We start from the raw sequence: 21,987 nt of genomic DNA on the forward strand, positions 1-21,987 counted from the left end.
ACAGCGCGAACCCCCGCCTCACGACGGCGACACCAGCTTGAAATCAACCGGTGAACCCAACTCGAACTGCTTCGGATTCGCTTCAAGCAAACCGCTCTGCGGGTCACGCTTGAACACCACCACCGTATCGCTGTTCTGATTGCCGACGATCAGCCAATTCCCAGTCGGGTCGATCGCAAATTCGCGCGGCGACTTGCCGAGGCTCGACTGATGCCCGATCTTCTTCAGATGTCCGTTGGCCGGATCGACCGAGAAAATCACGATCTCGTTCGCGTCGCCGCGATTGGTGGCATACAGGAAACGCCCGTCCGGCGACAGGTGAATCGCCGCGGCGCCCATCGCGCCCTTGAAGCCCGGCTCGATCAGCGAAATCGTCTGCACCTGCGTGAGCTTGCCGTCGGCGTAGTTGAAGGTGCTGACCGTAGCAGCCAGTTCGCTCGTCAAATATGCATGCTTGCCGTCCGCGCCGAACACCAGGTGACGCGGGCCCGTGCCCGCTTTCTCCTGGATGTAGCGCCAGTCGGTCGGGCCGAACAGGCCGCGGCTACCGTCCGGCGTGTAGCGGTACGAGTACAGCTTGTCGGCGCCCAGGTCCTGCGCGAACAGGTAGTGGCCGTCCGGCGAGAACACGGTGGAGTGGACGTGCGAGTTGTCCTGACGTCCTTTCACCGGACCGCCGCCTTCATGGTGCACCGTGAGCACCGACGCGCCCACCTGGCCGTCCGCCTGCAACGGGAACACCGCGAAGCTGCCACCCGGATCGGCCGCCACCGAGTAGTTCGCGGTCAGCAGATATTTGCCGTCCGGCGAGAGGCTCAGATAACACGGGTCATTGCCGTCCGATGAGACCTTGTTGAGGAAGCTCAGCTGGCCGCTCGCGGCGTCGAAGCGAAACGCGCTGATGCCGCCGCGTTGCGTGGCCGGGCCGTTGTCGCCGGGCATTTCGTTCACCGCATAGACGAAGCGCCGGTCACGGCTCACCACCAGGTACGACGGGTTGACGGTCTGCGCGACCGATACACGGGTCGGTTCACCCGTCCTGGTGTCGAAGCGATAGACGTACAGGCCCTCGCTCTTGCCGCCGGTGTATGTGCCGACCAGCATGTCATAGACACCGTCGGCGGGAGCCGGGCCAGAATCTTGCGCAAACGCATGCGAAGCAACAATCGAGACCATGAGCACGAAACCTTTTATTATCGAGCGGGCGGAGCAGAGAGGAGCCGGCCGGCCGCCGCGCCATGAGGTGGATTGAGCAGAAGGAAACGGAAATGAAACGGTACGCCCGGCGGCCCGGTGACGACGAAGCATATGACCTCCTCTACATCGGTTATCTGGTTGATTCGGTTTTAACGGTGTCTCTGGTCCGCCGCGCAATCTGTCGAATTATTTTATCGAGGCAAGTATAAAAGCGGATCGCCGGATCGCCGGACCGCTGGATCATGCGGCGAGTCCAGCCGGGCTGCGACAAGCCGGCCGGCAAACTGATGCATGCGCAGCACTTGTCCCGCCTGGCGGGCGTGTTCTTTCAATCGTGTCCTACCCATCTCACACTACGGAGTCTTCATGAACGTCACACTCAGCCTGGGCCCGCTGGTTTCGTTGATCGCCGGCATTCTGATTCTCGTCATGCCGCGCCTGTTGAACTACATCGTCGCGCTCTATCTGATCATCATCGGCATCATTGGGATCTTCGGCGTGGGCGCGTCGCATTTCTAAGCGACAGCGGTCGGCAAGACGAGCAGGAAGGGACACGACCGGGCGCATTGCCGGCCCGGCAACGTTTCGCACGAATGGAGCGCCGGGACGAGCCATGGCGTGCGTCATGATGTCGGCTGCAGCAGCGCAACACCGGCACGGCGAAGCGGTATGCGCGCGACAGACTCGCACCGGACGCCGCGCGCCCGATGCAGGAGAACAAGACAGCCGCGTGGTGCGAACCCCACGCAGCGAACAGTCAGCCGTTCGAAAGCTGGTCGAGCCGCAAACGCCCCTGCAACGACAATCCGCCGACGGCATAATGACCGTCACCTTCCTGATGACGCCGGAAGCAGGCCCGTTCGACCAGAAACGCAGCCGCGGCCAGCATTCCGTTGCGGCTCAGGCCCAAGCGGGCATGTTCGAGCGGCAACATCGAATCGTCGGCCAATTCGCTGGCGGCTGAGAGAATCGTGATGCAATCGGATTTCGACGGGTTCAGCATTGCTTGGGTCCTCGAAAACGGCGTCTGCATACGCCATGGGCAAGGCCGGTGCATGATCCGGAGAGCTCCGCGCATCGGCATGAAAAATGATTGTAGGCAGTGATTTGACAATTACCAACCCACGTTTCGCCGCATTGCGCGCTGAACCAAAACGCATCGTGCGAGTCCGGTAAAACAACGCCCCTAAACTGATCCTAAGCGCGGCGGCCCCCGCCCCGTGTAAAACCGACACGCTCCTCCATGCCCGCACTCATCGAAGACTACACGCTCATCGGCGACGGCCACACAGCCGCGCTCGTTTCCAGGGAAGGGTCCGTGGACTGGCTGTGCTGGCCGCGTTTCGACTCGGCCGCCTGCTTCGCCGCCCTGCTCGGTACGCCCGAGAACGGCCGCTGGCTGATTTCGCCGGTCTCGGATACGCCGCCCACGATCACCCGCCGTTATCGCGGCGAAACACTCGTCCTCGAAACCGATTTCGAAACGCCCGAAGGCGCGGTCACGCTGATCGATTTCATGCCGCCGGGCAACGGCTGGTCGGAGATGGTGCGGATCGTGGTCGGCAAACGCGGCACGGTGCGCATGCGGATGGAACTGGTGTTGCGCTTCGACTACGGCTTTTCGATTCCGTGGGTCGACCGACTGAAGCACGATAGCGGCATCAAGGCGATCGTCGGCCCCGATACCGCGATTCTGCGCACGCCGGTCGACTTGCGCGGCGAGAACATGAAGACCGTCGCGGAATTCAGCGTGACCGAAGGCGAGCGCGTGCCGTTTTCGCTGGCTTATGCAGCCTCGCATCTGCGCATTCCGCCGGCCCGCGATCCGCACACGTCGCTCGCCCGCACCGAGAACCATTGGCTCGAATGGTCGGCGCGCAGCACCGTCGAAGGTAAATGGGCCGAGCAGATCCGCCGTTCGCTGATTACGCTGAAGGCGCTCGCGTACGAGCCGACTGGCGGCATCGTCGCCGCGCCCACCACGTCACTGCCGGAACAGTTGGGCGGCACGCGCAACTGGGACTACCGCTACTGCTGGCTGCGCGACGCCACCATCACGCTGCTCGCGATGATGCGCGGCGGCTACTACGACGAAGCCCGCGCGTGGCGCAGCTGGCTCGGCCGCGTGATGGCCGGCGCGCCCGATCAGTTGCAGATCATGTACGGGATCGCCGGCGAGCGGCGCCTGCCTGAATTCGAAATCGACTGGCTGCCGGGCTACCAGGACGCCAAACCCGTGCGGATCGGCAACAACGCGGTCGGACAACGCCAGCTCGACGTCTACGGCGAAGTGATGAATGCGCTGCATCTCGCACGCGTTGGCGGTCTGCAGGCGGACGACACCGCGTGGAACGTGCAGCGCGCGTTGCTTCGCCACCTCGACACGATCTGGCAGGAGCCGGACGAAGGCATCTGGGAAACGCGCGGCGGCCGCCAGCACTTCACCTTCTCGAAGGTGATGGCGTGGGTCGCCTACGACCGCGCTATCCGGTCCGCCGAAATGTTCAAGCTGGAAGGCCCCCTCGATGAATGGCGAGCAACCCGCGCGACAATCCACGCCGAAGTCTGCGCAAAGGCATGGAATCCGGTGCTCAACGCGTTCTCCCAATCCTACGGCAGCGCCCAGCTCGATGCGAGCGTGCTGCTGATGCCGCTAGTCGGCTTCCTCCCGCCGGCGGATCCGCGCGTGAAAGGCACGGTGGAAGCGATTGAAAAGGACCTGATGCACGACGGCTTCGTGATGCGCTACCGCACCACCGAATACGACGACGGCCTGCCGCCCGGCGAAGGCACCTTCCTTGCGTGCTCGTTCTGGATGGTGGACAACCTGGCACTGCAGGACCGCATCGATGAAGCCGTCGCCATGTACGAACGGCTGCTCAGCCTCTGCAACGACGTCGGCCTGCTCGCGGAAGAGTACGATCCGGGCGCGAAGCGCCTGGTCGGCAACTTCCCGCAGGCGTTTTCGCACGTGGCGCTGGTGCACACCGGTCTGAACCTGATGAAGCACGAACAGGCAATGGCTCAGGCAACCGGGCAGCCGCCGCATAACGGCACCCCGGCAGAAGAACTTGATGCTGCGGCAACCCCCGATAGCGGCGCGGCAACATCGCCGGTACCATGAATCAATGACAGTTTGCGGGCTATTCGCGCGCAAATTGCTGCATTGCACAAGTACGCTTTGTTCAGTATCATCGAGCAGACTGTTGGCCGAAAATCAATGTGCCCACAACCACCAATACGGCCTGCCGCAACGCCACACGCGTGTTTGCCAAGCCCCATGCGAACCGCTTAAACGGAGCACCCATGCTCTACCAACTGCACGAATTCCAGCGGGCGATGTTGAGCCCCCTTACCGCCTGGGCCCAGGCCGCATCGAAATCGTTTGCGAATCCTGCCAGCCCATTGGCCTACGTGCCCGGTGCCACACGCCTCTCAGCCGGTTACGAACTGCTTTACCGGCTTGGCAAAGATTACGAAAAGCCCGAGTTCAACCTTCATCAGATTGTCAAAGACGGTCACAACATTCCGATCATCGAACAAACGATCATCGAGAAGCCGTTTTGCCGCCTGATGCGCTTCAAGCGTTTCGCCGACGACAGCGACGCTGTCACCCAATTGAAAGATGAGCCGATCGTGCTGGTGTGCGCGCCGTTGTCAGGCCACCACGCCACACTGCTGCGCGATACGGTGCGCACGTTGCTGCAAGACCACAAGGTCTACCTGACCGACTGGATCGACGCACGCATGGTGCCGCTCGAAGAAGGCGAATTCCATCTCGACGATTACGTCGCCTACATCCAGGAATTCATCCGCCACATTGGCGCGAAGAATCTGCACGTGATTTCGGTGTGTCAGCCCACCGTCCCGGTGCTCGCCGCCATTTCGCTGATGGCGAGCCGCGGCGAAGACACGCCGCGCACCATGACCATGATGGGCGGTCCGATCGACGCGCGTAAGAGCCCGACCTCGGTCAACTCGCTCGCCACGCAGCACTCATATGGATGGTTCGAAAACAACGTGATCTTCACGGTGCCGCCGAACTATCCGGGCGTGGGCCGCAAGGTTTACCCGGGCTTCCTGCAACACACCGGTTTCGTCGCGATGAACCCGGAACGGCACGCGGCCTCGCACTGGGACTTCTACCAGAGCCTGTTGCGCGGCGACGAAGACGACGCGGAAGCGCATCGCCGCTTCTACGACGAGTACAACGCCGTGCTCGACATGGACGCGGACTATTACCTCGACACGATCCGCGTGGTGTTCCAGGAGTTCAGTCTGGCCGAAGGCACGTGGGACGTCGCGGGCGAACGGGTGCGTCCGCAGGACATCAAGAAGACCGCGCTCTTCACGATCGAAGGCGAGTTGGACGATATCTCCGGCGACGGTCAGACCTTCGCCGCGCAAGAGTTGTGCAGCGGCATTCCGGAGAAGAACAAGCGTCACTTCACCGCGGAAAAATGCGGCCACTACGGCATTTTCTCGGGCCGCCGCTGGCGCACCATCATCTATCCGCAGTTGCGCGACTTCATCCTCGAGCACAACACGGCGCCGAAGGTAGCGAAGGAAAAAGTCGAAGCCTGAGCATCGCACGCACGAACGTCAACAACGGCCTCTTCTCCAGAGGCCGTTGTTGTTTCTGGCGACGCTTCTTTTAAAGCGTCTTGCGCCGTTTATGCGCTGCCGCGCCGCCGCTTACTTGCGCAACAGATACGCAAGCAGCAACTCCGTGTTCATCTGAATGAGTTCGCTGCGTTCGCTCGCGCTGCTGAAATCGCGGCCGAGTGTCGCTTCGAGCGTGAAACGGTTCGACACGATGTAATAGCCCATGCCGGACAGCGTCACGTAAAAGCGCAGTGGATCGACGTTGGTGCGAAACAACCCCGCGCGTTGACCCCGCTCAAGAATGCCGCCGAGCGTGGCAACGATCGGTGAAATCATTTCGCGGATGCGCGTCGACTTCTGCATGTAGCGTGCCTCATGCAGATTCTCGTTATTGACGAGACGCAGCAACTCGGGATGATCGCGGTAGTAATCCCAAACAAAATGCGCGAGACGTGTCACCGCCTCGACTGGCGCGACGCCATTCAGTTCGAGCGTTCGCTCCGCTTCATTGAGCGCGCTGAATGCGTGCTCCAAAACCGCAGTGAAAAGCTGCTCCTTGCTACCGAAGTAGTAATAGAGCATGCGTTCATTCGTCTCCGCGCGGCGGGCGATCTGATCGACGCGCGCGCCGAACAACCCTCCATTTGCAAACTCTTCGGCCGCCGCAAGCAGAATGCGGCGTCGCGTGCCTTCAGGATCTCTTTTGATTTTCGGCTGATTCATGGTGGCATCGTCTTCGTGAGCCGCGTTATCCGGATCGCGCCGCCGGCCTCTCCTCGGGCCTTGTACCGACAGCACTGAACGGGCTGGTTGGGGGAACACCCTTATGCGGTCTTTCGAAAAAGCGCTTCGATTATGGCACATGGATTGCGGATGGCAATTGGGGAAATCGGCGATAATGTGCTATTTAGTTCAAGCCACGCGGCCGCATGGCAAGCACCAACGTTGTGACCGTGATCGACACCAAAACACTCGCAGACCGCATTGAGGATCTGCTACCCCAAACGCAATGCACCAAGTGCGGCTATCCGGCCTGCCGTCCGTACGCCGAAGCCATCGCCAAAGGCGAAGCCAACTACAACCAGTGCCCGCCGGGTGGCGCTGAGGGCATCGTTCGCCTTGCCGCAGTGCTCGGTAAACCGGTGATTCCGCTCAATTCCGCCAACGGCGCCGAACGGCCGCGTTCTCTGGCGGTTATCGACGAACAGGTTTGCATCGGCTGCACGCTGTGCATGCAGGCCTGTCCGGTCGATGCAATAGTTGGCGCACCGAAACAGATGCATACGGTAATCGCCGAACTCTGTACCGGTTGCGACCTGTGCGTGCCGCCCTGCCCGGTCGATTGCATCGCGATGCCGTCGGTCACCGGTGAGGCAACCGGCTGGAATGCGTGGAGCCAGGACCAGGCCGACGCCGCGCGCGAGCGCCACAACCGGCGTGAAGCCCGTCTCGCACGCGAACGCCAGGCGGCCGAAGCGCGTGCTGCAGCGCGGCGAGCGGTCAGCAGCACGCCCGCCGCTCAAGCAATGGAAACCGGTGCCACGGCAACGCCCACTGCGCCCGCAGCGAATGACGCCGAAGCGAAAAAACGCGCGATCATCCAGGCCGCGCTCGAGCGTGCGCGCCAGAAGAAAGAAGAGTTGGCGGCCAAGGGCCAGGGCCCGCAGAATACAGAACGCGTCAGCGCCGACGTGCAGGCGCAGATCGACGCCGCCGAAGCACGCCGCCGCCGTCTCGGACTCGCCGCGGACACGCCCGCGGGTAACGCCGATACACCGCCAACGAAGCGCTAACCTTTAACTTTACGCTGCGCATGAACGCGAACAAACGCCGCGCCATCTACGAGACGCTTCAGAGTCTCAATCCGCATCCCACCACCGAGCTCGAGTACACCACACCGTTCGAACTGCTGATTGCCGTGCTGCTGTCGGCACAGGCTACCGACGTTTCGGTGAACAAGGCGATGCGCAAGATGTTCCCGGTCGCGAACACGCCACAGAAGGTATTCGATCTCGGCGAAGAAGGGGTGGCCGGCTATATCAAGACCATCGGCCTGTATCGGACCAAGGCAAAGAATGTGATCGCAACCTGCCGCATTCTGCTCGACCAGTACGGCGGCAAAGTGCCGGAGGATCGTGAGGCGCTCGAAAGCTTGCCGGGGGTCGGCCGCAAAACGGCGAACGTGATCCTGAATACGGCGTTCGGCCACCCGACCATCGCCGTCGATACGCACATCTTTCGGGTTGCGAATCGAACCGGGCTCGCGCCCGGCAAAGACGTGCGCGCGGTTGAGGTCGCGCTGGAGAAATTCACGCCTGCCGAATTCAAACAGGATGCCCACCACTGGCTGATTCTGCACGGCCGCTACGTATGCAAAGCACGCCGGCCGGAATGCTGGCATTGCGTGATCGAGCCATTGTGCGAATTCAAGCCCAAAACGCCGCCGCCGGATCTTTGAGGGCGGCGCGCCGCCAGCAAGCCGCGGCGCCCCGGCGTAAAATGACGCCCTGCGCGCAAGTCCCAAGCGCCCCACACTAACCGCCCCGCTCCCACGATGTTCAATCCCAGCCGCGACGAAGTCCGCCAATTTTTCACCGACACCTGGCGCAAACAGCGTCAAGGCGAGATTCTGACGCCGCTCGAAGCGATCGCTGCCGACTGGATCGTCGAGCATCCGGAATATCACGCCGATCTAACCAACACGGAAGCTGCCCAGGCTCAGGACTATTCGCCCGAGCGCGGTCAGACCAACCCGTTCCTGCATCTGTCGATGCATCTGGCAATCACCGAACAGTTGTCGATCGACCAGCCGCCGGGCATCCGCGCGGCGCATGAACGGCTCGCCGCCCGTCTCGGCTCGACCCACGAGGCGCAGCACGCGATCATGGACTGCCTCGGCGAAACCATCTGGGAAGCACAGCGCACTGGCACCCCGCCGGACACCGACGCCTACTTGCAGCGCATCGAGCAACGCGCCACGCGGGATTGACGCGGCTGGGCGGTCTCAGCGGTCTCAGCGGTCTCAGCGGTCTCAGCGGTCTCAGCGGTCTCAGCGGTCTCAGCGGTCAGCATACCGCCCGCATCCGCTCCCACACCCAAGCCGAGCCCAAAAGCACAACACCCCGCCAAGGCGGGGTGTTGTTCAATCTGCAAGCAATGCAAAAACCGCGCGGCGCGGTTATTTCTTCTGCACGAGATCGCCGTTCAGCGATTCGACGTAAGCCGCGATGTCCTTCATGTCGCCTTGCGACAGGCTTTGCACCTGCGCCTGCATGATCGCATTGTTGCGACCGAGGTGCGGGTTGCCATTGCCCATCTGATACTGCCGCAGCGCCCAGTAAACATAATCGGCGTGCTGACCGGCGAGCTTCGGATATTCCGGGCTCACCGGCTTGTTCAGGTTGACGCCGTGGCAAGCCGCGCAGTTGTGGTTGTCCGCCAGCACCTTGCCGTTACCGGCGTCAGCGGCGTGCGCGACGTTCGCTGCAAACAGACCGATGACTGCCGCCGACGCGCATGCAGCCTTGAACACCGTACGGAGTGCCTGTTGGGGCTTATTCATGAATTCTCCTATCCCGCGAATATAAATAGCCGAGTGACCAGATGGATGACCGCAGCCGATCACTTGTCGGGATTGCTCTTCGAAGAGGAATTTTGCGCTGCGTAGTAGGCAGCGATGTCGGCGATGTCCTGATCCGATAGCGACGTGGTGATCGCGCGCATCGTTTCGAAATGGCGGTCGCCCTTCTTGTAGGCGTGCATGGCGTTCTCGATGTACGCCTGATTCTGGCCGCCGAGCATGGGCACGCGGTAGACCTCAGGGTAAGCCGTGCGGTATTCAGGGATGCCGTGGCAGCCAATACACATCGCGACCTTGCCTTGGCCCGCCTTCGCGTTGCCGACGACATCCGCTGCCTGCGCACTGGCCGCATAGCCCGCGAGCACCGACAGCGCTGCGATCACGACGTGTTTGCCGACGAATTTATTCATAGCATGTAACCTGGCTTGAGGGGAAACGGGCGCCCGAAAAGGCAACGGCCCGCGCCGTTATTCTTATAGGGTAGCCACGCAGGCCAAAAAAATCGGGCTAATTGTACCGCGACGCCGCGCCGAACGTCCACCGCGCGGGGCCAGCGGCGCATCCGGCCGCCGCAAAGCCACGGCGAGCGCCATTATTGCTCCACCGCGCCTGTTCCGCATGGCTTTGTGCCGACCGCCGCGATCCTGCCGGTACTTGCCCAGCTCGCCCAGCTTGCCCGACATGCCCGGCGCGCCCGCCCACCGGGCACGCCAGGCATGTACGGGCCGCTCGCGAGCCCCGGGAGCGGCACTCGCTTCGGCGTCCGACACCGCGGGTGAAACCATACGCGAGCCTGTTTCAGCGCAACAGGCCTTCTGACTTATACTGGGTTTTTTCCCAAAAAAGAGCATCTCGCCATGCGTTTTGAAGGCTCATCGCAGTACGTCGCCACCGACGACCTCAAGCTCGCGGTCAACGCCGCGATGACGCTGAAGCGCCCGTTGCTGATCAAGGGTGAACCCGGCACCGGCAAAACGATGCTCGCCGAAGAAGTCGCCGCCGCGCTCGGCATGCCGCTGCTGCAATGGCATATCAAGTCCACCACCAAGGCCCAGCAAGGCCTGTACGAGTACGACGCGGTGTCGCGCCTGCGCGATTCGCAGCTCGGCGACGAGCGCGTCAAGGACATCCGCAACTACATCGTCAAGGGCGTGTTGTGGCAGGCGTTCGAGTCGGACGAGCAAACGGTGCTTCTGATCGACGAGATCGACAAGGCCGACATCGAATTTCCGAACGATCTGCTGCGCGAACTCGACCGCATGGAGTTCTACGTGTACGAAACTCACGAGCTGATCCGCGCAAAACAGCGCCCGCTCGTGATCATCACGTCGAACAACGAGAAAGAGCTGCCCGACGCGTTCCTGCGCCGCTGCTTTTTCCACTACATCAAATTCCCCGACCCGGTGACGATGCAGCAGATCGTCGAAGTGCACTATCCCGGCATCAAGAAGGAACTGCTCGCCGCGGCCATGCAGAGCTTCTTCGAATTGCGCAACGTCGCGGGCCTGAAGAAGAAACCGTCCACGTCGGAATTGCTCGACTGGCTGAAGCTGCTGCTCGCCGAAGACATTCCGCCTGAAGCGCTGCGCTCGTCCGACCAGAAGCAGATCATCCCGCCGCTGCACGGCGCGCTCCTGAAGAACGAACAGGACGTCAGCCTGTTCGAACGGCTGATCTTCATGAACCGCAATAACCGTTAAGACCCCGGCAGACGGCCCGCATGAATCACAGCCGCAAGCCGGACCAGCCGGATTGAAAACAGCCTGGCCGGAAACCGGACCGACCCGCCGTTGGCGAGCGTGCAACGCCTGAAAGCGGCCGCCGCAGAGGAAACAGCATGCTGATCAATTTTTTTTATTCGCTGCGCGCCGCCAAACTGCCGGTGTCGGTGAAGGAATACCTGACGCTGCTCGAGGCGCTGAAGGCCAATGTGATCGCGCCGTCGCTCGACGATTTCTACTATCTCGCGCGCATCACGCTGGTCAAGGACGAGCAGTATTTCGACAAGTTCGACCAGGCGTTCGGCGCTTATTTCAAAGGCGTCGCGAAGGCCTCGGAGCTCGCCTTCGACGTCCCGCTCGACTGGCTCAAGAAGAAGCTGCAACGCGATCTGTCGCCCGAAGAGAAAGCGCAGATCGAGGCGATGGGCGGCCTCGACAAGCTGATGGAGCGCCTGAAGGAGCTGTTCGACGAACAGAAAGAGCGCCACGAAGGCGGCAGCAAGTGGATCGGCACGGGCGGCACCTCGCCGTTCGGCAACGGCGGCTATAACCCCGAGGGCGTGCGCATCGGCGGCGACGCGGCGGGCAATCGCACGGCGGTGAAGGTGTGGGAAGCGCGCGCCTATCGCGACTACGACGACCAGGTCGAAATCGGCACGCGCAACATCAAGATCGCGCTGCGCCGCCTGCGCCGTTTCGCCCGCGAAGGCGCGGCCGAAGAGCTCGACCTGCCCGACACGATTCGCAGCACCGCCGCGAACGCCGGCTGGCTCGATCTGAAGATGGTGCCGGAGCGGCACAACAAGGTCAAAGTGCTGATGCTGCTCGACGTGGGCGGCTCGATGGACGATCACATCAAACGCACCGAAGAACTCTTTTCCGCCGCCAAGGCCGAATTCAAGCATCTCGAGTTCTATTACTTCCACAACTGCGTGTACGACTTTCTGTGGAAGAACAATCGCCGCCGTCACGCCGAGCGCATGCCGACGTGGGACCTGCTGCACAAGTTCACGCCCGACTACAAGCTGATCTTCGTCGGCGACGCGACCATGAGCCCCTATGAAGTGCTGCAACCGAGCGGCTCGGTCGAATACAACAACGCCGAAGCCGGCGCCGTCTGGCTGCGCCGCCTCGCCGATCATTTCCCGCACTACGCGTGGCTCAACCCGGAGCCGGAAGGTTTGTGGGCGTACCGGCAGTCGGTCAGCGCGATCCGGGAAGTGCTCGGCCACCGCATGTATCCGCTCACCCTCGCCGGACTCGAAACGGCGATGCGTATGCTGAGCAAATAATCAGATCGCGTTTTCACTCCCGTTTTCACACCAACTATAAGAAAGCTGCTGCATGAATCCGTCTTCCTCGCCCGATTTGTCCCCTGCCGACGCACACACCGGGCGGCTCAGACCGTTTGCCGACACGTCGCTGTCGGCCCTCGTCGCCGGCTTCGTCGCGATGATGACGGGCTACACCAGCTCGCTCGTGCTGATGTTCCAGGCCGGCCAGGCCGCCCATCTCACCGATGCGCAGATTTCGTCCTGGATCTGGGCGTTGTCGATCGGCATGGCTGTTTGCACGATCGGCCTCTCGCTGCGCTTTCGCGCGCCGATCGTGATTGCATGGTCGACGCCCGGTGCGGCGCTGCTGGTGTCGTCGCTGCCAAATGTGGCCTACCCTGAGGCGATCGGCGCGTTCATCGTCTGCGCGGTGTTGCTGACGGTGGTCGGTCTGACCGGCTGGTTCGATACGCTGATGAGGAAAATCCCGGCCGGCATCGCCTCGGCGTTGCTGGCGGGCATTCTGTTCGAGATCGGCATCGAGATTTTCCGCGCGGCGCAGTTCCAGACCGCGCTCGTGCTGACGATGTTCTTCGCCTATCTGATCGTCAAACGCCTCGCGCCGCGCTATGCGATCGTGACGACGCTGATCGTCGGCACGGCTGCCGCCGGTGGGCTCGGGCTGCTCGACTTCAGCCGCTTTCACGTCGCGCTCGCGCATCCGGTGTTTACGATGCCGGCGTTTTCGGTCGCGGCGAGCATCAGCATCGGCATTCCGCTATTTGTCGTCGCGATGGCCTCGCAGAACGTGCCGGGCATCGCCGTGTTGCGCGCCGACGGCTACACCACGCCTTCCGCGCCGCTGATTTCGACAACGGGCATCGCCTCGCTGCTGCTCGCGCCGTTCGGCTCGCACGGCATCAATCTTGCGGCGATTACGGCGGCGATCTGTACCGGCCCCGAAGCGCACGAAAACCGCGACAAGCGTTACACCGCAGCGGTCTGGTGCGGCATTTTCTATCTGATCGCCGGGATTTTCGGCGCGACCATCGCCGCGCTGTTCGCTGCGTTGCCGAAGGCGCTGGTAGTCTCCGTCGCGGCGCTGGCGCTGTTCGGCTCGATCATGAGCGGCCTCGCCAACGCGATGCAGGATACGCGGCAGCGCGAGGCGGCGCTGGTCACGTTCATGGTGACGGCCTCGGGGCTCACGCTGCTGTCGATCGGCTCGGCGTTCTGGGGACTGGTGGCGGGCGTGCTGACACAACTGGTGCTGAACGCCTGGCGCGCCTGAATCCGCCATAGAATAGAAGCATCCGGCAGCGCTTTCCGTCAGAATTCCACAGCAACATGACGGGCAAACGCTGCAGCGTGACCCGCGGCCACCGGCACTGTTTTGTCGTTTCCGTCCGGTGGCGACCTCATTTCTCCTGAACCACGGCGCACGCGCGCCATGAAGGCTCGAACATGACAACCGCACTCGATCAACTCAAGCAATACACCACCGTCGTGGCCGATACCGGCGACTTCCAGCAGCTTGCCCAGTACAAGCCGCAGGACGCGACCACCAATCCGTCGCTGATTCTGAAGGCCGTCCAGAAAGACGACTACAAGCCGCTGCTCGAAAAGACCGTGAAAGCTCACGCGTCGAAGCCGGTTGGCGCGATCATCGACCAGTTGCTGATTGCCTTCGGCACCGAAATTCTCAAGATCATCCCGGGTCGCGTGTCGACCGAAGTGGACGCGCGCCTGTCGTTCGATACCGAAGCGTCGATCGCCAAAGGCCGCGAGCTGATCGCCCTGTACAAAGACCACGGCATCGGCCGCGAACGCGTGCTGATCAAGCTGGCCTCCACGTGGGAAGGCGTCCGCGCCGCCGAAGTGCTGCAAAAGGAAGGCATCCACTGCAATATGACGCTGCTGTTCTCGCTCGCGCAGGCCGCCGCCTGTGCCGAAGCGGGCGCGCAACTGATCTCGCCCTTCGTCGGCCGCATCTACGACTGGTACAAGAAGAACGCCGGCAGCGCGTGGGACGAAGCGAAAGACGGCGGCGCCAACGATCCCGGCGTCAAATCGGTGCGCCGCATTTACGCGTACTACAAGAAGTTCGGCTACAAGACCGAGGTGATGGGCGCGAGCTTCCGCACCCCGGGTCAGATTCTGGAACTGGCCGGCTGCGATCTGCTGACCATCAGCCCGGATCTGCTGCAAAAACTGCAGGAGAGCACCGAAACGGTCGAGCGCAAGCTGTCGCCTGAAATGGGCAAGAGTGCGGACATCGAACGCGTGCCGGTCGACGAATCGTCGTTCCGTTTCCTCGTCAATGACGAAGCCATGGCGACCGAAAAGCTCGCCGAAGGCATCCGCGCATTCGCGGCAGACGCCGTCAAGCTGGAAAAGCTGATTGAAGCGCTGCGTTAAGTTTCGTCTTCGCCGCTGAAATACGCGGTCGTACGTGGGCTCACGTCTGTGCCTGGATACGTGGCCCTGAGCCTTCCGGTTCAGGGCCACGCGCCGTTTACAGCCGCATATCCGATGCGACCCCGCGACGCGGTCCCTTGCAAAATAAAGTCACAATTGCTGCCCCAACCGACGACTACAATCGTCTGCACGCCCATTCCCTCGCTGCCATGCGCCGAAGGAACGCGGCGCCACAGGCCCTATTCCGGGAGACGATCATGTACGTTCAGCCTTACGTATTTTTCAACGGCCGCTGTGAAGAAGCGCTCAAGTATTACGGCGAGAAACTCGGCGCCGAAGTGTTGCTCATGATGCGCTACAAGGACGCGCCGCCGGACCCGCAGAATTCGCCGCGCCCTGGTCTGGAAGAAAAGATCATGCACGCCACGGTCAAGCTCGGCTCGACCAACTGGATGGCTTCCGACGGTCACTGCGATCCCCAAGCCACCTTCAGCGGCTTCAGCCTGTCGCTCACGGCCGACGACGCCGCATCGGCCGAAAAATACTTCAATGCGCTCGCCGATGGCGGACAGGTCATGATGCCGTTTCAGGCCACCTTCTGGAGCAAAGGCTTCGGCATGGTGACGGACCGCTTCGGTCTCGCCTGGATGGTGACGGTGCCGGAAGAGTAAGCCCGGCATGCGAGGCCAGTCCGGTTGCCGCAGTTGCAGTCGCAGCGGCCGGCGGCCGGCCGGGAACGAGCGCGCCGCCCTGAGCGTTCCGCCCTAAGCCTTCAGCAAGGTGCGCGAATGCCGCTCGATGTTCCAGTTCGGCTCGGTCTCCAGCAGCAAAGCGCGTAACCGGTCCACCTGTTCGGCAAGCCGCTGCCCAAGCCAATACGGCCCTTGCAAATCGGGCGGCAATTCAAGCGCCGCGTCGCGATGCGCCTCGGCGAGCGGCGACGCGGCCGGAATGCGGACGTTCGTCGCGCGGCCAAAGCGCAGGCCGCGCGCCATCGCCAGCAGAATGGCGCGCACGGCGCGCACCTCGGCGCCGCATTCCCGTGCATACGCCGCGCGCGCCGCGGCGTCGGCGCGCATCAGCGGGCCGGTCGCCAGCAATTCCAGCGAACTGAGCACCGAGCGATGCAGCCGCTGGATCTCCTCGAGCCTGGCTTGCGGCACATCGATCTCCTTCGCCACCGAAGGCATCAGCGAGCGCAACTGAACCAGCCGCTTGTTGATCGCGAGAAAGCGTTTGACCTGTTCTTCCTCGCTGATCGTCTCCCCTTGCAGCAAACGGGTGTAGATCTGCGCGCAGGCGCGCAGATTGGCGGCGAGCCCATAGCGCCACGAATAGGTCGCGTGCAGCGGCAACGCGAACGAAAACGCCAGCGCGATCACGATGCCGATCAGCACATTCAGCGTGCGCCATAGGCCGACGTCGATCAGATTGTCGCCATGGCCCGCCACGATGCACATTGTGATCGCCGTCAGCAGACCGATATACCCCGACGAACCGATCGCGAACCATGCGCAGACCCCCGCGACGATCGCCATCAGCACATAAGTGAGCGGCAGCGAGCCCAGCAAATTCTGCTGCAGGATCAGCAGGAGCCCGATCGTCGCGCCGAGCAGCGTCCCCGCCGCCCGGTCGGCGGCTTTCTTGCGGATATTGCCGTGATGCTGCAAGCCACCGATCACCACCAGCAGGGTCACCGACGACCAGATGCCGTGAGGAATGTTGATACCGGTGGTCGCGAGAATCGACACCAGCATCGCAACGCCCACGCGCAGGCTATGCAGCATCTTCGCGTGGCGATAGCGGTAGTACGGCGACGTGATCGTGCGCACCATGCGGCTAATGGCCGAGCGGCGGGCGATCACGTGAGGGGAATCGGCAGAAGCCATGGCTCGCGCGACGGGCGCTTTTTAGGACAGTTCCGCTATCGTGCCCTGGGGTGCCCCGGAAAGACAAACGCCCGCAGACTTTTGTCTGCGGGCGTTGCTTTTCCAGGCGGAACAGAAAAGCTGATTTAGCGGCTAATTCAGCGGCTGACTTCGCCTTCGACCACATCCAGATAGTCTTCCGGACGGGTGCGGTCCTCGGCGCGCTGCATGCCGAACAACCGCACGAGCAGGCTCACCACCACCGCAACCACCAGGTTGACGATCAGCGACCACACCGCCGCGTAGCCGGGGATCGCCATACCGAACAGGTGGATCGTGAAGATCGAGCTCGCCAGCTTCAGCGATATCGCCATCCACGTGCCGGTTGCGATACCAACCGCCCAGCCGATCAGGAGGCCGCGGTAGTCGAGCATGCGCGTGTAGAGACCCAGCACGATGGCCGGCAGCGTCTGGATGATCCAGATACCGCCCAGCAATTGCAGCTGAATCGCGTACGTAAGCGGCAAACCGAGAATGAACGCGACCGCGCCGACCTTGACGATCAGCGACACCAGTTTGGCGACGTTGGTCTCCTGCTCATGCGACATGTTGCGGTTCACGAACTCCTTGTGGATATTGCGCGTGTACAGGTTCGCGGCCGCAATCGACATGATCGCCGCCGGCACCAGCGCGCCGATACCGATCGCCGCGAACGCCACGCCGACGAACCACGACGGGAAGAAGTGCAGGAACAGCGCCGGCACCGCGAAGTTCGGGCCGAACGCCTTGAAGTACGGCGCGAATTCCGGCATGTCCTTCACGCCCGACGCCAGAGCCATGAAGCCCAGCAGTGCGAGCAGGCCGAGCACCAGCGAGTAAGCCGGCAGCATCGCCATGTTGCGGCGGATCGTGTTACCCGACTTCGACGACAGCACCGCGGTGATCGAGTGCGGGTACAGGAACAGCGCGAGCGCCGAGCCGACCGCAAGCGTTGCGTACGCGCTGTAGCCGTTCAGGCTCGACACGTCCGGCGCTTTCAGCAGCAGCTTGGCCGGCGGCACCACGCTGAAGATGTGGCCAAAGCCGCCCAGTTGCGGCGGAATCACAATGATCGCGGCAAAGATCACGACATAGATCAGTACATCCTTGACGACCGCGATCATGGCCGGTGCGCGCAGGCCCGACGTGTACGTGTACGCCGCCAGAATCGCGAACGCGATGATCAGCGGCAGATCGCCGACGAAGCCCTTGGTGTCGAAACCCAACGCGCCGATCACTACTTCGATACCGACCAGTTGCAGCGCGATGTACGGCATCGTCGCGACAATGCCGGTCACGGCGATCGCCAGCGCCAGCATGCGGCTGCCATAGCGAGCCGAGACGAAGTCGGCCGATGTCACGTAGCCTTGACGTTTGGCGATGCTCCACAGTTTCGGGAACACCACGAACGCGAACGGATAGATCAGGATCGTATACGGCAGCGCGAAGAAGCCTGTTGCGCCCGCACCGAACACCAGCGCCGGCACGGCGATGAAGGTGTAGGCGGTGTACAGGTCGCCGCCCAGCAGGAACCACGTGACGATCGTGCCGAAGCGCCGGCCGCCGAGGCCCCACTCTTCCAGATGGGCCAGGTCGCCTTTGCGCCAATGGGCCGCGACAAAGCCAAGAATGGTGACGCCGATGAAAAACAGGACGAAGACGAAAGTTGCGGTGGCGTTCATTATTGTGCGCCCCCTTGCGAGCTGCCCGGGTTGCCCGATGAGCGGGTCCTGGTCTTGAAGTACACGAGCGCCGTGATGATCGCGCTGATCAGCACCCAGAGGAGCTGATACCAGTAGAAGAACGGAAAATCGAACAGCTGCGGTTCGACCTTGTTATATGACGGCACCCAGATCATTGCGATCCAGGGCAACAGCAGCAACCAGAGCCAGTGCTTGCTGGCTTTGTTCGCGTCGGCGTCGTGAGCCATGACGTCTCCTCTTCCCTATTATTGAAATGTTGGCCCGTGTTTTGACGGGTGGTGGATCCCTCGTCGCAGGTAGGCCACGGGGTCCCCGAAAGCTTCGAAAGAGTATAAGAGCGTTTAACGTCCGGTCAAGCAGGGCCGACCCGAGGCGGGACGATGGCCTGGAGGCTCGTGGGACGGGGCTTCGACGCGGGTGGGATACTGCTTCGACGCATCGCGGGACGCTCGGTGCGGCAGCGGGCTGAGGCCGGATGACCGATGCTGGGCTCGCCCGTGGAGCCCCTGGGCGAATCGCGAACCAGCTGTGCGATGCGCGATGGGTCGTGGCGTTGATGCGTTGGCGACCGTCGCGTGGGCGCAACGGCGGCGGCCTTTTCAATCCTGCCGCAGTCGAGCCGGCTTGCCCGGCCCGACTGCTTCACTCATCAGATCGAGAACGAACCGCCGTTCTGACCGGTCGATTCCTGCAGACCCTTGATCCACTTGCGCGCCGGCAAGCCGAGTTCCGCTTCGATCAGCTTTGCGCGCGCCTGCAGCGCTGGGAACGGCACGTCGAGCGCCGGACCCGAGAATGCGATTGCGATGCGGTTGCCGTCATGCACTTCCGGCAGCGCGACCACGCGGCCGTCGAACGCTTCATTCAGACGCTTCATGTTGCGCACGAAACTTGGATGGTCACCGAACAGGTTGATCGTCACCACGCCGGCGTCGGTCAGACACGCGCGCACCGCACGGTAAAAGCCGACGCTATCGAGCACCGGGCCGCGCGCGGTCGCATCGTACACGTCGATCTGCAGCGCGCCGATCGTGCCGTGGTTGGCGCGGTCGTTGACGAAGTCCCAGGCGTCCATTTCGTGCACGGTCAGACGCGCGTCGTCGTGCGGCAGTTCGAACATCGTGCGCGCGGCCACGACCACGGCCGGGTTCACTTCGACCGCGTCCACTTTCGCGCGCTTCAGGAAGCGGTGTGCAAACTTGGTCAGCGCGGCTGCGCCGAGACCGAGCTGGACGATGCGCTTAGGGGTTTCGATGAACAGCAGCCAGGCCATCATCTGCTCTGCGTATTCGAGTTCGATGTGATCCGGCTTGCGCAGGCGCATCGCGCCTTGCACCCATTCCGTGCCGAAGTGCAGGAAGCGCACGCCGCCCTCTTCCGAGAATGTGACCGGTGCGAATCGCGGCTTGCGCGGCGTTTCGATTTGCGGCGCGTTGTGCAGGTCGTCGTCGTCGTGCGGCGCGCGCTTTTTGTTGCGCACTACTTTCTGTTTGTTCAGCGTGTGGTCGCCGCCGTCAGCGTTCTTGTTGCGGAAAGCACGTGCTTCAGCCGAGGCGCGCTTGATCAATTTCGTCATGTAAGGATGTCGCGCCAGAGACGCAATTTTTGGTCGAACGAGAGCATAGCATTCGCCGGACTCGACGAAGGCAATACGAGGGTGGCGTAGCCGGCTTCACCGATCACCGGCGCAAAGCGGCCCGCCGACTTGCCGTTGAAGCAGACTTTGGCAAGCTTCGGCGCGTGGGCACGCAACGAAGCGAAATCGTTGGGACTGGCGTTGCGGATCGCGGCGTCGAGACTGCCTTCGCGCTCGCAGGCGGCGAGCACGTCCCACACGCCGATACCGTGCGATAACAAACGCCTGAGCCGCTCTTCATAGGGGAGTTCGGGAAGCGGTTCGTCGAGCACCGTGCCGAGCAAACGCCAGAATTGATTGCGCGGATGCGCGTAATACTGCGTCGCCACAAGCGACGCCTCGCCGGGAAAGCTGCCGAGAACCAGCGTGTGCGTATCCGCCGCGACAACGGGAGGAAAGCCGCGCAGCATCAGCGCTTCACCTTGATGTCGGATGCCGGCGTGTGCGCGGATTCACGCGCCGCCCGCTCAGAAAGGTGTTCCTGCTCGGCACGCGACACACCATGAGCACGCGACGCCGTATGCTCGAGCGGCCGGCCATGCTCCCGCATATGCGGACGCTGCGGCGCGTGCGCGGACGCCGGGTGCGCCGACCGTGTACTCGCCGCAGACGCCAGATGCGTCCACAGCGCGGGCAGCATGCATTCCGTCACCATCAGCGGCGCGCCGTGACGCTCGAACACCGAGCGGCGCGCAACCAGCGCGTGTGGCGGCATGCCATCGATTTCAAGCACCGCCAGCCCGTACAGCGGATGACGAGCCGTCAGTCTGCGACTTACCAGCGACGAACGCGCGACGCTGCTATCGCTGTAGAGCAACTCGGCGAGCGGCCGGGTGCGCAGCCGGCGCGTGGCCTGCCACACGCCGACGCTCGCCGCCAGCGGCGCCACACTGTGCGCGGCGACAAACGGCACGCCGTCCACCGAGAGCACCACTTCCCGCACCCACACCGGTGCGCGCGGCACGAGCCCGAGCGCGGCGTACTCGTCCGCCCATGGCAACGCGACGGCTTCACGCGTCACGCGCACGGCGACTTCGCCGAGCGTGCGCAGATGCGCGGTCAGCGATCCACCGCGGGTCAACCAGTCTTTCTGGGCGGCGCTAAAGCCGGGCAAGGGCGCGACGCGCCAGTGGGCGTCAGCGGCATCGAAACGGATAGGCATGGTGTCGGATTATAACGGCGACGCCGTCGGAGGATTGCCAAGCCCTTACCCTCCTTCCGTCAGGAAATTCGATTGACAGCGATTCGGATGCTGACCTGTTTCAATCAGACGCCGATTTCAGAGTGTTCCGATTCTCCCTGGCCCGCGACGCGCGATACAACCTCCGTGCATTACAAAAGTCGACGGTTCGCCTGCGATCGAAAGGCGTGCCATGTGATCGAGTTCCGAAGGAGAAAGAGAAAATATGAGAACAGTCCTGAGCGTAACGGTGTGCGCCATGTCCGTCCTGCTGGTGGCAGGTTGCGCGGCGCCGCTGAATCGCGATAAAGAAACATCGTTGAACAAGGCCGTTGGCATCGAAGTGACGTCAGTCGCTAACGGTGTCTCAGTCAAGCTGCCCGAAACCGCGCTGTTCGAGTTCGGTAAATCAGAAGTGCGCGGCGATGCAGCGGCTGTGGTCAATCGCTCCGCCGTTCTGCTCAAGCGCAGCAAGAAGCCGATGCTGGTCGAGGGCTATACCGACAACGTCGGCACGCTCGACTATAACAAGCAGCTTTCCGAAGAGCGCGCCACTGCGGTAGGTTATGCGCTCGTGGCACGCGGCGTGGCGATGGACCGGATCCGGACAAAGGGCAACGCGTACAACAACCCCGTCGCCAGCAACGATACGGCCGAAGGGCGCGCGCTGAACCGGCGCACGGAAATTGTCGTGCGCGGCGAAACGATGGATACGCTGATGGGAAAGCAATAAATAGCAGGCGTTAACTACCCGGTCGCCAGCAAT

General features: G+C 62.6%; 23 protein-coding genes. 12 read left to right on the top strand and 11 right to left on the bottom strand.

All coding sequences use genetic code 11. The features are described 5' to 3' along the window. Positions 1-18 precede the first annotated feature (18 nt). A complete protein-coding gene (locus B0G76_RS39850) occupies positions 19-1,308 on the bottom strand; it encodes a lactonase family protein (RefSeq protein WP_183082318.1) in 1,290 nt (429 codons plus the stop codon). Between the two features lie 255 nt (positions 1,309-1,563). Here B0G76_RS39850 and B0G76_RS39855 point away from each other — a divergent pair, with 255 nt between their 5' ends. Continuing rightward, positions 1,564-1,716 carry a DUF3096 domain-containing protein gene (locus B0G76_RS39855; protein WP_073429502.1) on the top strand — a complete coding sequence of 51 codons (153 nt, stop codon included), beginning with the start codon at positions 1,564-1,566 and terminating at the stop codon, positions 1,714-1,716. Positions 1,717-1,954: 238 nt separating this feature from the next. Here the strand turns inward: B0G76_RS39855 and B0G76_RS39860 are convergent, their stop codons facing one another. After that, positions 1,955-2,200 carry a hypothetical protein gene (locus B0G76_RS39860; RefSeq protein ID WP_120298220.1) on the bottom strand — a complete coding sequence of 82 codons (246 nt, stop codon included), beginning with the start codon at positions 2,198-2,200 and terminating at the stop codon, positions 1,955-1,957. 240 nt (positions 2,201-2,440) lie between these two features. Here B0G76_RS39860 and B0G76_RS39865 point away from each other — a divergent pair, with 240 nt between their 5' ends. Beyond that, a complete protein-coding gene (locus B0G76_RS39865) occupies positions 2,441-4,321 on the top strand; it encodes a glycoside hydrolase family 15 protein (RefSeq protein ID WP_120298221.1) in 1,881 nt (626 codons plus the stop codon). Between the two features lie 182 nt (positions 4,322-4,503). Next, a complete protein-coding gene (locus tag B0G76_RS39870) occupies positions 4,504-5,781 on the top strand; it encodes a polyhydroxyalkanoate depolymerase (RefSeq protein ID WP_120298222.1) in 1,278 nt (425 codons plus the stop codon). 111 nt (positions 5,782-5,892) lie between these two features. Here the strand turns inward: B0G76_RS39870 and B0G76_RS39875 are convergent, their stop codons facing one another. Next, positions 5,893-6,525, bottom strand: coding sequence for a TetR/AcrR family transcriptional regulator (locus B0G76_RS39875; protein WP_054035145.1), 633 nt, complete (start codon positions 6,523-6,525; stop codon positions 5,893-5,895). A gap of 224 nt (positions 6,526-6,749) precedes the next feature. On the opposite strand from B0G76_RS39875, the gene rsxB reads away from it, so the two are divergent. The 3 genes from rsxB (at position 6,750) to B0G76_RS39890 (ending at position 8,791) form a co-directional block, all read left to right on the top strand. Beyond that, the gene (gene rsxB, locus B0G76_RS39880; RefSeq protein ID WP_183082330.1) at positions 6,750-7,595 is read left to right on the top strand and encodes an electron transport complex subunit RsxB; all 846 of its coding nucleotides are present in this window, start codon (positions 6,750-6,752) and stop codon (positions 7,593-7,595) included. Between the two features lie 20 nt (positions 7,596-7,615). After that, positions 7,616-8,260, top strand: coding sequence for an endonuclease III (gene nth / locus B0G76_RS39885; RefSeq protein WP_120298224.1), 645 nt, complete (start codon positions 7,616-7,618; stop codon positions 8,258-8,260). Between the two features lie 96 nt (positions 8,261-8,356). Further along, positions 8,357-8,791, top strand: a complete 435-nt coding sequence (locus B0G76_RS39890) for a DUF1841 family protein (RefSeq protein ID WP_120298225.1) — start codon at positions 8,357-8,359, stop codon at positions 8,789-8,791. Between the two features lie 189 nt (positions 8,792-8,980). On the opposite strand, the gene B0G76_RS39900 is transcribed toward B0G76_RS39890, so the two are convergent. Continuing rightward, positions 8,981-9,364, bottom strand: a complete 384-nt coding sequence (locus B0G76_RS39900) for a c-type cytochrome (RefSeq protein WP_120298227.1) — start codon at positions 9,362-9,364, stop codon at positions 8,981-8,983. 59 nt (positions 9,365-9,423) lie between these two features. Next, positions 9,424-9,792, bottom strand: coding sequence for a c-type cytochrome (locus B0G76_RS39905; protein ID WP_120298228.1), 369 nt, complete (start codon positions 9,790-9,792; stop codon positions 9,424-9,426). 447 nt (positions 9,793-10,239) lie between these two features. Between B0G76_RS39905 and B0G76_RS39910 the strand changes: the two genes are divergently transcribed. From B0G76_RS39910 to B0G76_RS39930, 5 genes are all read left to right on the top strand, one after another. After that, a complete protein-coding gene (locus B0G76_RS39910) occupies positions 10,240-11,082 on the top strand; it encodes a MoxR family ATPase (RefSeq protein WP_012432267.1) in 843 nt (280 codons plus the stop codon). A 137-nt stretch (positions 11,083-11,219) separates the two neighbouring features. Further along, positions 11,220-12,395, top strand: coding sequence for a VWA domain-containing protein (locus tag B0G76_RS39915; RefSeq protein WP_120298229.1), 1,176 nt, complete (start codon positions 11,220-11,222; stop codon positions 12,393-12,395). Positions 12,396-12,447: 52 nt separating this feature from the next. Further along, positions 12,448-13,668 carry a benzoate/H(+) symporter BenE family transporter gene (locus tag B0G76_RS39920; protein WP_120298230.1) on the top strand — a complete coding sequence of 407 codons (1,221 nt, stop codon included), beginning with the start codon at positions 12,448-12,450 and terminating at the stop codon, positions 13,666-13,668. Positions 13,669-13,841: 173 nt separating this feature from the next. Next, positions 13,842-14,795 carry a transaldolase gene (gene tal, locus B0G76_RS39925; protein ID WP_120298231.1) on the top strand — a complete coding sequence of 318 codons (954 nt, stop codon included), beginning with the start codon at positions 13,842-13,844 and terminating at the stop codon, positions 14,793-14,795. Between the two features lie 257 nt (positions 14,796-15,052). Next, the gene (locus tag B0G76_RS39930) at positions 15,053-15,466 is read left to right on the top strand and encodes a VOC family protein (protein ID WP_120298232.1); all 414 of its coding nucleotides are present in this window, start codon (positions 15,053-15,055) and stop codon (positions 15,464-15,466) included. Between the two features lie 93 nt (positions 15,467-15,559). Here B0G76_RS39930 and B0G76_RS39935 read toward each other — a convergent pair whose 3' ends face one another. The 6 genes from B0G76_RS39935 to B0G76_RS39960 form a co-directional block, all read right to left on the bottom strand. Then, the gene (locus B0G76_RS39935; protein WP_183082319.1) at positions 15,560-16,684 is read right to left on the bottom strand and encodes an FUSC family protein; all 1,125 of its coding nucleotides are present in this window, start codon (positions 16,682-16,684) and stop codon (positions 15,560-15,562) included. Between the two features lie 137 nt (positions 16,685-16,821). Further along, entirely contained in the window at positions 16,822-18,384 is a 1,563-nt protein-coding gene (gene mctP / locus B0G76_RS39940; RefSeq protein ID WP_120298234.1) for a monocarboxylate uptake permease MctP, read from the bottom strand. Then, complete coding sequence (locus B0G76_RS39945) at positions 18,384-18,632, bottom strand: DUF3311 domain-containing protein (protein ID WP_120298235.1); 249 nt, start codon at positions 18,630-18,632, stop codon at positions 18,384-18,386. Before B0G76_RS39945 ends, mctP begins: the two co-directional genes overlap by 1 nt. 422 nt (positions 18,633-19,054) lie before the next feature. Beyond that, complete coding sequence (locus B0G76_RS39950) at positions 19,055-19,981, bottom strand: spermidine synthase (protein ID WP_120298236.1); 927 nt, start codon at positions 19,979-19,981, stop codon at positions 19,055-19,057. After that, positions 19,978-20,451 (bottom strand): DNA-deoxyinosine glycosylase, encoded by a 474-nt coding sequence (locus B0G76_RS39955; protein WP_120298237.1) that lies wholly within the window; start codon positions 20,449-20,451, stop codon positions 19,978-19,980. The genes B0G76_RS39950 and B0G76_RS39955 overlap by 4 nt, the downstream gene beginning before the upstream one ends. Next, a complete protein-coding gene (locus tag B0G76_RS39960; protein ID WP_120298238.1) occupies positions 20,451-21,203 on the bottom strand; it encodes a chorismate lyase in 753 nt (250 codons plus the stop codon). Before B0G76_RS39960 ends, B0G76_RS39955 begins: the two co-directional genes overlap by 1 nt. A 244-nt stretch (positions 21,204-21,447) precedes the next feature. Between B0G76_RS39960 and B0G76_RS39965 the strand changes: the two genes are divergently transcribed. Further along, entirely contained in the window at positions 21,448-21,954 is a 507-nt protein-coding gene (locus B0G76_RS39965; protein WP_120298239.1) for an OmpA family protein, read from the top strand. Positions 21,955-21,987 lie beyond the last annotated feature (33 nt).

Source organism: Paraburkholderia sp. BL23I1N1, assembly GCF_003610295.1.
Classification (GTDB): domain Bacteria; phylum Pseudomonadota; class Gammaproteobacteria; order Burkholderiales; family Burkholderiaceae; genus Paraburkholderia.